The 12066-nt window shown below is 61.8% G+C and carries 9 protein-coding genes; 5 read left to right on the top strand and 4 right to left on the bottom strand.

Annotated features, from left to right (window positions below; all coding sequences use genetic code 11):
• Positions 1–381 precede the first annotated feature (381 nt).
• The 4 genes from GGQ97_RS07000 to GGQ97_RS06980 all read right to left on the bottom strand — a co-directional run bounded on the left by GGQ97_RS07000 (position 382) and on the right by GGQ97_RS06980 (position 4900).
• Positions 382–2337, bottom strand: coding sequence for an ATP-binding protein (locus GGQ97_RS07000; RefSeq protein ID WP_168068268.1), 1956 nt, complete (start codon positions 2335–2337; stop codon positions 382–384).
• Between the two features lie 63 nt (positions 2338–2400).
• Positions 2401–2637 (bottom strand): HAD family hydrolase, encoded by a 237-nt coding sequence (locus GGQ97_RS14705; protein ID WP_425338730.1) that lies wholly within the window; start codon positions 2635–2637, stop codon positions 2401–2403.
• A 519-nt stretch (positions 2638–3156) separates the two neighbouring features.
• A complete protein-coding gene (locus GGQ97_RS06990) occupies positions 3157–3924 on the bottom strand; it encodes a hypothetical protein (protein WP_168068267.1) in 768 nt (255 codons plus the stop codon).
• 556 nt (positions 3925–4480) lie between these two features.
• Positions 4481–4900, bottom strand: a complete 420-nt coding sequence (locus tag GGQ97_RS06980; RefSeq protein ID WP_168068265.1) for a MerR family DNA-binding protein — start codon at positions 4898–4900, stop codon at positions 4481–4483.
• A 224-nt stretch (positions 4901–5124) separates the two neighbouring features.
• On the opposite strand from GGQ97_RS06980, the gene GGQ97_RS06975 reads away from it, so the two are divergent.
• The 5 genes from GGQ97_RS06975 (at position 5125) to GGQ97_RS06955 (ending at position 12064) form a co-directional block, all read left to right on the top strand.
• Positions 5125–5763, top strand: a complete 639-nt coding sequence (locus GGQ97_RS06975) for a cation efflux transmembrane domain-containing protein (RefSeq protein WP_168068264.1) — start codon at positions 5125–5127, stop codon at positions 5761–5763.
• An 83-nt stretch (positions 5764–5846) separates the two neighbouring features.
• Positions 5847–6146: a hypothetical protein gene (locus GGQ97_RS06970; RefSeq protein WP_168068263.1), complete on the top strand. Its 300-nt coding sequence runs from the start codon at positions 5847–5849 to the stop codon at positions 6144–6146.
• Between the two features lie 222 nt (positions 6147–6368).
• On the top strand, positions 6369–7550 hold the full coding sequence (locus tag GGQ97_RS06965; RefSeq protein ID WP_168068262.1) for a TolC family protein: 1182 nt from the start codon (positions 6369–6371) through the stop codon (positions 7548–7550).
• Positions 7547–8758 (top strand): efflux RND transporter periplasmic adaptor subunit, encoded by a 1212-nt coding sequence (locus tag GGQ97_RS06960; protein ID WP_245197904.1) that lies wholly within the window; start codon positions 7547–7549, stop codon positions 8756–8758. Before GGQ97_RS06965 ends, GGQ97_RS06960 begins: the two co-directional genes overlap by 4 nt.
• A 45-nt stretch (positions 8759–8803) precedes the next feature.
• Complete coding sequence (locus GGQ97_RS06955; protein WP_168068261.1) at positions 8804–12064, top strand: efflux RND transporter permease subunit; 3261 nt, start codon at positions 8804–8806, stop codon at positions 12062–12064.
• The last annotated feature ends 2 nt before the right edge of the window (positions 12065–12066 follow it).

The following is a 12066-nucleotide window of genomic DNA, read 5'->3' as shown; positions in this document are numbered from 1 at the left end:
TAATCGGGGCACAGCCAAGCCATAGCTTTGGGTCCGAAGCGGTCACGCGCCGCGAAAAAGAATGAATGTCTCGAATGCCGCCTTGGCGTCGAAAGGCGGTTGGTCTTCTTACGGCCAATGCCGGACGTCAGCCGCGCCTGAACGAACGTCCGCATTCGGGCGCAGCGATCCAGGCCTGAACGTCAGCAAGTGGGTCTTTGCGGCCGAAGCCGCCTCGATGAACGAACGTCCGCTCGCGGGCAGCGTCGATTAAGGCCTGAACGTCTGAAAGTGGGTCAACCCTGCCCTTTCGCCTTCAAGTCCACTCGGCGCCGTCTGGCACACGTCGCACGAACCTCCCAGTGTAGATAGACGCATCTTTGCACTCGGAATCCTACTGGGTCACAAGTCTTCCCAGATCCTCAATCTTTGTCTCAATCTCTGCGTCCGAGACATCCACCTGCAGCTTCTCCTGCACGAAGTGCAGTCTAGCCTCATTCTCGCGGACGATCTCTGCCCAGGTCTTGACCCAGAACTTGAAGTTATCGCCGTAGAGGAACAGCCCTGGGGGCGATCGGCTTGGTGAATCCTCCCAGCGACTTCTGGCTCGTACTCGCTGGCCACCAAGAAGAAGTTCCACGTGGTGTCAGTGTGGAGAAACTCGGGCTCCGACCTAATTGCGGTGACGTAATCCTCGACTTGATCGAGTTCCTTGCGACCGAGCTTCAGCGACGGGCGCTTGAGCTCGATGAGCAGGAATTCGCGCTTGCCAGCGTCGGAGTGTGGCACTGACCTGCCGAGGAACACGTCAACTCGCGCCACTGAGCCGTCCTTCTTCGTGACCTTCCTCCCATTGCGTTTTTGGCCGAGATCCTCCGCCACGCGGTTCATGACCTTGCTCAGGCCGGACTCGCCCATGGTGATGTGAAATCGCTCGCCGAAGAGCCATGTATGGTCGCGAATCAGCGCGTCGAGTTCGCCCCGTTCCCTCACCTTCTGCCGGTGCCTCGGGTCGAAGATGATACCTTTCAGAACTTCGAGCGCGGTAACCCGGTCCGAGATCAGCCTCGATGCACCGATGATGTTGCCCAGCTCGGTCTTCTTGAGAAGCGAGGAGAATTCCGACTGCTTGCCCTTTGGCAGGTTCACAACGGCCTTCAGGATGGTCGAAAGGTCGTCGGGATTACGCTTGATAGCCTCCTTGAGCAGCGTCAGCGTCATCTTCTTCAGCGACGCTTCCGCCTTGGAAAAATCGCGGGAATGTGAATTGATGGCATAGGTGGCGATGTCGAAGACCTGACGCTCTCGCCGTTCGATTTGGTCACGCGGCTCGCCCTCATAGGGGTATGCGCCCTGGTCCTTCAGATCTTGAATAATGCCGAGGGATTGTTCGCTGAGCCGAGCGCGGAAATACTCGGACAAAGCCTCCCGAATATGTGACAGGACGACAACGAAATCTGGCTCGTTGAGGTCGTCGAGCTCCAGCAAGTTATGGTCGGCGACTTCTTGGAAATAGGCGCTGTACGCATAAGCCGAAAACTCAAAACCGGGCGCGGTGACATGCGCCGGCTGCGATCCCAGCACGATACCGTCTTCGCCCCCGAAATGGATCTGACGGGTGTCCGTGGCCGCCTTCCACTCGATGACCTTCACCTTGAGGTCGTTGATCGTCCGATCTGAAAGCTGGACGATTAAGGCCGGAAGGTCCTCGCACCGCCGGATGGTCAGGTTCGGATCGACCTTGAAGCCGTTGTACCAGATCTCGACGTTTGGGTACTGCAGCACGTAGGGCGCAAATAGCGTGCTGAACCTGCTGAATGCCTCGGTGCTGGATAGCTCGTCGAACGTGCTCTTCAACATTGTAAGCACTACGCTTGTGCCGGGCGTTTCGGCAAATGGGCTCTCTGCCTCGCTCACCTCGCAGCGCTCTAGGGATTTCGAGTGTATCTCGATCGCTCGCGACGTTAGCGGCCCCTCTTCCGCACCCGGCACGATCTCCCTCGTGGTGGAGAACCACCGGGCGCGCTGCGCAAGCGAGAAGAAGCGAAGGCGTCCCCGCCCTTCCTTACCGTGTATGGCTCGGCCTAGGTTTGACGTACGGTGTGCATCCCGTTTCCAGCTTGCGCCGAGATTGCCGAAGTCGACTTCTGCATGCTGAGCGCTGATGCCGGTTCCGTCGTCGACAATGCGGATCGCTGCCAGACCACCTAGATCGTTGCGCTCAAGCTGGATCTCGACCTTGCTGGCGTCGGCATCAAGGGCATTCCAAACGAACTCAGAAAGCGCCCGGAGCGGATCGCGGGTCGCCGCGTCCCGTTCCAAGAAATCTTGCTTCGCTTGAAGGTTGAGGGTCGTCATGGACTCTGGCCGCTGTTTCACCAAGAAACCTAGCCCCGAGGCCTGCGGAAAGCGATACGCACTTCAGCCTTGCAGAAGATCTCGCAAGGTTTGCTGAAGGCGTTCCCCAAGCCGAAGGTGTCGAGCTTGCAACCCGGCGGCTTCGGCTGCGACAACGTCGTTCTTCAGCGAGTTCCCCACCATCAGGACCTCCGAAGGTTCTACAGCTAAGCGCTTGCATGTCTCTTCATAGAAGAGGGCTGATGGCTTGGCCGAGCCTACCTCAAAGGAAAGAATCTGGACGTCGACCAGACTGCCCAGCCAGTTTTTGAGTGGCTCGGAGTACGGCAGGGCGAGGTGGATGCGACCGCAAGGCGATATCCCAGGTCACGCAAATGCTGCAGCGCTTCGATTGCACCTGGCAAAGGCTGAACGGAGGCGAGTTCATTCAGCAGATCGGCTTCGAGTTTTTCCAGTATGCCAGCCCGAAGTTCAATCCGAGGCATGTTGCGCTCGACAACATCCCTAAGCGACATGGGCAAAGTCATCGGTGACGGGTCCAAGCGGCCGCCAGCAAGTGCCGCGAGCTGCTGATAGGGCCCTCTCCTGTTCGTGATCGTCAGCAGCGTGTCGTAGCAGTCGAATGCAATTGCTTGTGGCCGCCAGTCGAGGGTTCGCCGTTGGGCGATTGGCGGTCTGTCAGTTGAGTTCGGTATAGGGATTTCGAAGATGTCCTTCCGGGCGAGGTATTGCCCATTGGCAGCTTGCGCGTCGACCGTCTGCCTTCCCCTCACAGGAGCAGTCGCAATCGATCAGCGCGCAAGCTGCCGGGCTCAGCAGCTATTGATCGAAACGGTGTTCAATCAGGACGTTGAAGCCAGCCGCGAGCGCTGAGTTCGGCTCATGTGTGATTTGGGCCAGCAAGTACGCCATTGCCTCGGAGAGCAGGGAAATGGCCACAGGCTGAGAGGGGTCGAATCCAGCCCGGACGGTGGCGATGCTCGACACCCGCCCCCCGAGCCGTTCCCGCAACTGCTCTCTTGCAGCACCTTCGTCGGTTGCCATCGTTGCGAAGAATACGTGAAGAACCCCGTCCTGACCCTGCTCAGCGTACGTCGCCGTGAAGAGTGTCGGTCCCCACTGCATCAGCGCAATGTCATCCCGTTTGAGGCTGCGGTCAGCATGTCGGATCACGATCGGAGCTTCGTCATCGCAGTCCGAAGAGGAAAGCAGCTCAGACATGTCCTGCGGCGCCATGTCATAAACAGCTGTTGCTCCATGCAGAACGATCGCCCGCATGAACATGGTGCGATCCACGCACGCAGTCAGTGCGTTGCGACCACCGAACAGGCTCCTGGGTGCCGCCATCCAGGCGGCGGGGTCATAGGACGAACGTTCCCGAGCGAAGCGTGAGCCGGTCTCCGCCGCAACGAATACCAGTCGACCGAGCTGGCGATGCGTCAGGGTAATCCTGATGTCGCTGGGGGAATCTGGCTCGAGCGGATCGCAGAAAGAGATGCTTTGGACATCGCTCTCATGATGCTGACGCACTCGCGCTGGATCAAAAGGCGCCATCGCCGAGGCCGGGCAATCAATCCAATCTTGCATCCTATGCTCCCTGTCTGACCGCAATCGAACGGCCGCAGACGAAGGTAGGTTAACCTTAAAGTAACTACAAGGTTTACAGGGTGAGCATTATGAGCGCCACCATCATGGTCTTATTGGCATTGGGCTTCGAGGTACTCGGCTAGCATGCGCAGGACGTCTAAATGGCCGGTTGTAAGGGTTTCGATTGCCGAGCGCCCCTCGAACATCGGCACCTTCCCCGGCGAACGCATCCACTGGGCCGCGCGACCTTCGGCAGGTAAGAGCGTGTTTATCGCCCGGTAGATCCGGAATATGTATGAAAGTCTGAGAAGAGTGTCCTCGCTGAGCGGAGGGACATGATCTGCGGCCGATACAACCGATCTATCATTCAGATTCAGGCTCAAAATGGCTGTCTGCTCAGCCTCGTTCAAACCCCAACCTTCAGCGATTCGGCCGAATGTTCGCAGTCCGGCTCCACTGAGATCGCGGTGTGTCCCTCGCTTGATCACCATGTCCCTGCTCGATGAATGGAGCTGCGAAACATAGAAAAGGTTATAGCGACTACAAGGTTTAAGTGCTAAGCGTGGTCATCCATGCATTGCTCGTGATCAGCCAATGAAAGCATGATCCGGCAATCTGAAATCTGCCCACCTCTACACTGCGAGATCATGCGCTTGAGCTCGGCCTGTAGCTTAGTGAGCTGCCCAATCTTTCGTTTGACGGCCGTAAGTTGCTGGCTTGCGATCCGGTCGGCCTCACTGCAATCTTGGTCCGGGGATTCCGATAACTCGAGCAGCGACCGAATATCTGCGATCTCAAAACCGAGGCCTCTCGCGTGGCGAATGAACGTCAGGCGTTCAACGTCTCGGACATCGTAGTTACGGTAGTTTCCGTCTGTCCGCCCGGCCTTCGGAAGAAGGCCAATTCGTTCGTAATAGCGGATGGTTTCCGTGTTCGTCCCGGTCGCCTTTCCGAGCTGACCGATTTTCAATGCCATGTCAGTGTCCCCTCGGACCGGCGATAAAACGCCCAGCCCAAGTCCGTCGACTCATTCCTTGCTGAATCTTGGCTTCAGGGTTTCACGATCTCCAACGCATCATCGAAATGCCCGAGTGTCAGCCTTGGCGTTGATGAAGCGGTGCCGACGTTCGGATCGGCGCTTGACCCTGTACTTGCTACAAGGTCCATAAACCTATCACACCGATTCGGTCGAGGTGACAAATGGCTTGCAATCACTGTCCGTCGGAGGTGTCCAACGCGGCGACCGATGCGCTCTGGCGTCAAGCGCTGTGGATTGCACTGGCGGTAAATGGCGGGATGTTTGCCATCGAGCTTATCGCCGGCGTCATGGCCGACAGCAAGTCGCTTCAGGACGATGCGCTCGACTTCTTTTCGGACGCCGCCAATTACGCCATATCGCTCGGCGTTGCGGGTATGGCGCTCGCCTGGCGCGCGCGTGCCGCCCTCTTCAAGGGCATCACCCTCCTTCTGCTCGGCGCTTACGTGGTCACCGCCGTCGTCGTTGCTGCCTTGCAGGGGTCCAGTCCCGAACCATTCGTCATGGGCGGCGTCGGCATCGCGGCGCTCGTGGCCAACATCGCTGTCGCTGTGATGCTGTTCCGCTGGCGTTCGGGTGATGCCAACATGCAGTCCGTCTGGATCTGCAGCCGCAACGACGCGATCGCGAATATAGCGGTTGTGGCCGCCGCAGTGGGGGTATTCGGAAGCGGCACGCGGTGGCCTGATCTGATCGTGGCTGGCTTGATGGCGGCCCTCAGTTTTGCCGGCGGCTGGAAGATCGTGCGGCTCGCAATGGCGGAGCTTCGAACGGCTTCGACCCAAGCTGCAGTGCACCCGTAAAGGCATGGGCTTTCCCTTTTCCAAGCATCGCTGGTAGAGGCCGGCTCACGATGCGTCGCATTCTACCCTTGGTCAGTGCCCTGATGCTGATGCTTGTCCTTTGGACGGGCAGCGTAGCGCATGCGGCCGAGGCGTTTGGCTGCGCCGAGTTGTCGGCGAGCGCCGAGGGCCACTTCGACGGGGACAGCGATGAGGTCCCTGCAGACGGCGACAAGGCGACACCGCATCATCACAGTGCCTGCCATGGTCACTGTGTGGGCACACCGTTGGAAGACACCAGCGACGCTCTTCCAAACGTTGCCGCCGCGAATGTGATCGCGCCCACGGCCGCGTTCCACTTCGGCAACGACCCCGGGACCGCATTGCGCCCCCCGATCGCCTGACGACACGCTGACGCTGGCTGGATGCGGTCCGGCTGGCTCTTTCAGTGCCGTCAGGAGTCCTTCTACATGTCTCGTTTTCTCGCTGCGGCTATCGCCGTAGCCTTCGTACCCGTGGCGGGTGCCGGTGCGCAGGTGAGTACGCCTGCTACGCCGCGCGTCGGCTCGCCCACTGCTACACCCCGCGCTGGGCCTCCAGCGCCCTTACCTTCTGCGAACCTTCCCGTGCTGGTGCCGCGAAGCGGACCGCTTCCATCGTCGCTGACGCTTGTTCAAGCATTGGAGGAAGCCGAAGCCCGATCACCGGCAGTGCTTGCTGCCCGCGCTCGCGTCGAGGCGGCATCCGCCCGCATCGGACAGGCCGGTCTTCGGTCCAACCCGGAGCTCAGCGTCGAGGTCGAGAACTTTCTCGGGACCGGCGATCTGGCCGGGTTGCGGGCGACCGAGACTACGGTCGCAGTGAACCAGCGCCTCGATCTCGGCGGGCGCCGGCGAGCCCGCGTTACGGCGGCGCAAGCCGCGCTGACGGCCGAACGCATCCGGCTCAGCATCGCCCGCGCAGACCTCGCCCAATCGGTGAGGGAACAGTTCGCTCGCGCCATCGTGGCTCGCGACCGTCTCCGCTTGGCGGAAGACAACAATGAGCGCGCCCGAGAACTCGCACGCATCGCCCAGATCTTGGTCGACAATGGCCGTGAGCCTCCCCTTCGCGCCCTCCGCGCGAGATCGGCGGCGACACAAGCTGCCGCAGACCTTGAGGCAGCGCGTGCCGAGGAGCGGTCTTCCCGAGCGACCTTGGTTTCGCTCTTTGGCGTTACCGATCCGGTCCAGAGCCTGAGCGGGGGTCTCATCGATCTCACGCCGAGGCTCGTAAACCCCGGGATCAGCCTCGAGGTGCGCCTAGCCGAGGCCGAACGCCTCGTTGCCGAAGCGACGCTGAGACAAGAGCAGGCCGCCAGCCGGCTCGACCCCGCCGTAGGATTGGGTATCCGCCATGTGCGAGAGGCGGGCGCCGTGGCGCTCGTGGGCGGAGTGTCGCTACCACTGCCGGTTTTCGACCGCAACCGGGGCAATATCGAAGCCGCTCGGGCCGGCATCCGCTCTGCTGAAGCCAATCTCGCCAACATTCGCGCGTCGGTGCAGGTCAGAGCTGCGAATGCTGTGACCAACGTTCAGTCGGCCACGACACGGGTGGAAGCGCTCGAGCGGTCCGCCATTCCGGAGGCCACCGAGGCGCTTCGGCTGTCGCGCCTAGCCTACATTCAAGGCCGGGCTTCGCTGGTCGAATTGCTCGATGCCCAGTCGGCGTACCGCGAAGCTCAAGCAGCCCTCATCGATGCCCGCCTCGCGCAGGCTCTCGCGACCGCCGAACTCGGCCGGGTCGCAGCACAACAGGATCCCCAATGACCGTGATCGAACGCGCAACCACCGCCATCCGTATCCGTGATGGCCGCTCCAAGTTCATGGCTGGCGGAGCCGCGCTCGCCCTACTCGCCGGCCTGGGCGGCGTGCTGATTGGCAGGAGCATGGCACCCGAACCCGTCGCGAGGAGCGCCGAAGCCCCTGCTGCCGAAGCGGAAGAAGGCGAGGAGCACGGTCCCGAGGGCTTTATTCCCATGACGCCGGTTCAGCTGGCGACAAACGGCATTGCCGTCGAGCGGGTCTCCTCGGGCTCCATCCTCTCAGAAGTCATCTCGCAGGCAACCGTGACCGCGCCACCCGAAGGGCAAGCGCTAGTCACTGCCAGGGCCGACGGCGCTATCACCCGCATCAACAAGCGGCTTGGCGATCCTGTCGGCGCCGGTGAGACGATCGCCCTGCTGGAAAGCCGTGAAGCGGCAGCCTTCGTCGCCGAGCGCAACGCTGCCGCAGCCCGGGCTCAGGCAGCGCGAGCTGCTGCGGCCCGCGAGCAACGGCTATTCAACGCAAAGGTGACCGCCCGGCAAGACCTGGAAGCCGCCGTCGCCGCTCGGCAGACGGCCGAAGCCGAACTGCAACGTGCCGAAGCAGCCGTCAGGACAGCCGGCGTTACCGGCGACGGCCGCTACCTTGCAGTACGGTCACCGATTGGCGGCAGGATCACCGAGGTGGACACGCAGCTCGGCGCCTATGTGGCTGCTGGCGCGGAGCTCTTCAACGTCTCCAATCCCAATAGCATCCAGGTTGAGGCGGCTGTTCCCGTGCCCGAAGCGCAGCGGCTCCAACCGGGCGATCGAGCGGTCGTGGAGCTTCCCGGAGGCGGCATCGTCGAGGCTCGGGTTCGCTCGATCACTCCATCGGCCGACGCGCAGAGCCGGGCGGTAGGAGTCGTCCTGCAACTTTCCGGTGCTCCTGGCGGTCTGCGCCAGGGCCAGGCGGTCCGTACCCGCATCACACCGAGCAACAGCGAGGTCACCGGCATCATCCTTCCCGAAGATGCCATCCAGCAGATCGAGGGCCGCGACACCGTGTTTGTCCAGGTGAAGGGCGGCTTCCAAGCCGTTCCGGTCCAGATCGGCCAACGCAGCGGCGGCCGGGTCGAGATCCTGAAAGGCCTTCAGCCCGGTCAGGCAGTCGTCTCGCGCGGTGCCTTCGCCCTCAAGTCGCAGCTTGGAGCGAGTGAAGCGGAACACTGATCGTGTTGCCCGCTCCTCGCCCCATCTCATCAGGATTGATCCCACATGATTGAGCGTATTCTCGACGCTGCGATCCGCTTCCGCTGGGCCACAATAGGCCTGACCTTGGTGATCGCGCTGTATGGCGCCTTCCAGCTTTTCAAGCTGCCCATCGACGCCGTTCCCGACATCACTAACAAGCAGGTGCAGGTCAACGTCTCTGCCCCGCAGTTCAGCCCGCTCGACATGGAGCGGCTTGTCACCTTCCCGATGGAAACCACGCTCGCTGGCATTCCTGGCCTCGATTATACGAGGTCGATCTCGCGCAATGGCTTCGCGCAGGTGACAGCGGTGTTCGACGAGAAGGTCGACATCTACTTCGCCCGGCAACAGGTCGCGGAACGGCTGGCCCAGGCGAGCGAAAGCCTGCCGGATGGCGTTCAGCCGCAGATGGGGCCGGTGTCCACCGGTCTTGGCGAGGTGCTGATGTGGTCGGTCGATTACGAGCCGACCGCCACAGCGAAAAATCCGAAGATCGCCGGCCGCCCCGGCTTTCAGCCCGATGGATCCTACCTCACCATCGAAGGGGAGAGGCTCACAGACGAGGTTTCGAAGCTTGCCTACCTGCGGACCATCCAGGATTGGGTGATCCGCCCGCAACTGCGCAACGTGGCCGGCCTGGCCGGCGTCGACAGCATCGGCGGATATGAGAAGCAGTTCGTCGTCCAGCCGGACCCGGCTCGCCTGGCATCCTACGGGGTATCGTTCACCGAGCTTGCCGACGCCCTCGAAGGCTCGAACATCTCGGTTGGCGCCAACTTCATCCAGCGGGCCGGTGAAGCCTTCCTGGTGCGCGCCGATGCCCGCATCCGGCATATCGACGAGATCGGCGGCACGGTTATCGCCAATCGCAACGGGGTTGCAGTCCGCGTGTCGGACGTGGCGACGGTTCGATTGGGCGGTGAGCTGCGCACGGGTGCAGCATCTACCAATGGCAAGGAAGTCATCGTCGGAACGGCGTTGATGCTGGCTGGCTCGAATAGCCGGATCGTTGCCGAGGCCGTCGCCGAGCGCCTTCAGGAAGTAGCCAAATCGCTCCCTCCCGGCGTTAAGGTGACACCCCTCTACGATCGCTCAGCACTCGTGGATGCGACGATCTCGACGGTCGAGAAGAACCTGATCGAGGGCGCCCTTCTCGTCATCGCCGTTCTCTTCTGGCTGCTCGGTAATATCCGCGCCGCCATCATCGCGGCGCTGGTGATCCCGCTGTCATTCCTGATGATGGCGATCGGCATGACCCGCTACGGGGTGTCGGGCAACTTGATGAGCCTCGGCGCGCTCGACTTTGGTCTCATTGTCGACGGCTCGATCATCATCATCGAGAACTGCCTGCGAAGGTTAGCAGAACGGCAGCACCGCGAAGGTCGCCTTCTTCAACTCTCGGAGCGGCTGCACGAGGTCTTCGAGGCCGCCAAGGAGATGGTCCGCCCGACCCTTTACGGGCAGGCAATTATTCTTCTCGTGTTCGCGCCCTTGCTCACCTTTACGGGTGTCGAAGGTAAGATGTTCACGCCGATGGCGATCACCGTCATCTTCGCTCTCGTTGGTGCCTTCATCCTCTCGCTGACCTTCGTGCCGGCGATGGTCGCCGTGCTGATTAAGGGCAAGGTTGCGGAGAAGGATGTCGCGGTCATCCGCTGGACCAAGGAACGGTATGAGCCGCTCCTCGGCAAGGTGCTCTCGCGGCCGAAGCCGTGGATTGGCACAGGTTTGGGGGTCTTCGCCCTCGCTGGTGTTCTCTTCACGACCCTGGGTCAGGAGTTCATTCCGCAACTCGACGAAGGCGACGCCTCGGTTCAGGCAATCCGCATTCCCTCAACATCGCTCGATCAATCCCTGGCCATGCAGCTGAGGGTTGAGCGGGCGATCTCCTCGCTTCCCGAGGTTGCCTTCATCTACTCGAAGACGGGCACGGCTGAGGTCGCCACAGACCCCATGCCGCAAAACATCTCGGATTCTTTCGTCATCCTGAAGCCGAGCAAGGAGTGGCCGGAAGGCGTCGACACCAAGGACGAGGTGGTCGAGCGCATCGAGGAGAAGATGGGTTCGCTCACCGGCAATGCCTTCGAGGTCAGTCAGCCCATCGAGATGCGCTTCAACGAGCTCATTGCGGGCGTTCGGGGGGACGTAGCTATCAAGGTCTTCGGCGACGACCTCGCCAAGCTTGAGACCGTTGCGGCACAGGTCGCATCGTCGATCGGCAAGGTTCAAGGCACGGCGGATCTTCGCTCCGAACAGACGGCTGGCTTCCCGACCTTGGAGGTGCTGTTCAACCGCCCCGCCATCGCGAGCTATGGGCTGACGGTCGACGAGGTTGCGAACACGGTCGCGGCAGCCCTTGGCGGCCGTGAGGCCGGCATCGTCTTCGAGGGCGACCGTCGGTTTGATATCGTGGTGCGGCTCGACAACCCGACGCGCGACAATCTCGAAGCCATCGGCGCCCTCCCAGTGATGCTGGAGAACAGCGGTGCCGGAGCTCGGACCTCGGTTCCTCTTCGCGAGGTCGCCAGCTTCCGCTTCGCTGACGGCGTGAACCAGGTCAGCCGGGAAAACGGACAACGGCGCGTGGTCGTTCAGGCCAACGTCCGTGGTCGCGACCTCGGCTCCTATGTCGAGGCCGCGCGCGCTGCGGTCGAGCGTGACGTGAAGCTGCCACCCGGCGTCTTCATCGAGTGGGGTGGCCAGTACGAAAATCTCCAGGCCGCCTCGGCGAGGCTCTCGCTGGTCATCCCGGCGGTGTTCCTTCTGATCTTCGGCATCCTCTACATGGCTCTGCGAAGCTTCAGCTCGGCGCTCGCCGTCTACTCGGCCGTGCCGCTAGGGCTTGCCGGAGGCGTCTTCGGCCTAGTGCTGTCCGGCTTCCCTTTCTCCATCTCGGCCGCCGTCGGCTTCATTGTGCTGTCGGGGGTCACCGTTCTGAACGGCCTGGTCGTGATGACCAGTATCCAGCAGCGAATCGGCGCGGGCGAAAGCATCGATGCCAGCATCCGGGGAGGAATGATGGAACGGGTTCGGGCCGTCCTGATGACGGGTGTCGTCCCGGCAATCGGGTTCGTGCCGATGGCCTTGGCCATGGGCCGTGGTGCCGAAGTGCAAAAGCCGCTGGCGGTCGTGGTGATTGCCGGTCTGATCGTGGCGACATTCCTCACGCTCTTCGTGCTGCCAGCGATCAGCCACTTCCTTCTGCACAAGGCTCGGGCCCGCCATGTCCAAGGTGATTACCGCAATGAAGATCCGTTCGGCCGCGAACCGGTCCCGGCGGAATGATG

The sequence above is a fragment of the Sphingomonas kaistensis genome (genome assembly GCF_011927725.1).
Taxonomy (GTDB): Bacteria; Pseudomonadota; Alphaproteobacteria; order Sphingomonadales; family Sphingomonadaceae; genus Sphingomicrobium; species Sphingomicrobium kaistense.
Note: the sequence above shows the minus strand (reverse complement) of the source record. Positions and strands in the feature narration are given on the sequence as shown.

Excerpts from the sequence above, each read along its gene's own strand:
- GGQ97_RS06975 (WP_168068264.1), top strand. The coding sequence starts at position 5,125 with ATGGCTTGCAATCACTGTCCGTCGGAGGTGTCCAACGCGGCGACCGAT.
- GGQ97_RS06970 (WP_168068263.1), top strand. The coding sequence starts at position 5,847 with ATGCTGATGCTTGTCCTTTGGACGGGCAGCGTAGCGCATGCGGCCGAG.
- GGQ97_RS06980 (WP_168068265.1), bottom strand. The coding sequence starts at position 4,900 with ATGGCATTGAAAATCGGTCAGCTCGGAAAGGCGACCGGGACGAACACG.
- GGQ97_RS06955 (WP_168068261.1), top strand. The coding sequence starts at position 8,804 with ATGATTGAGCGTATTCTCGACGCTGCGATCCGCTTCCGCTGGGCCACA.
- GGQ97_RS06960 (WP_245197904.1), top strand. The coding sequence starts at position 7,547 with ATGACCGTGATCGAACGCGCAACCACCGCCATCCGTATCCGTGATGGC.
- GGQ97_RS07000 (WP_168068268.1), bottom strand. The coding sequence starts at position 2,337 with ATGACGACCCTCAACCTTCAAGCGAAGCAAGATTTCTTGGAACGGGAC.
- GGQ97_RS06990 (WP_168068267.1), bottom strand. The coding sequence starts at position 3,924 with ATGCAAGATTGGATTGATTGCCCGGCCTCGGCGATGGCGCCTTTTGAT.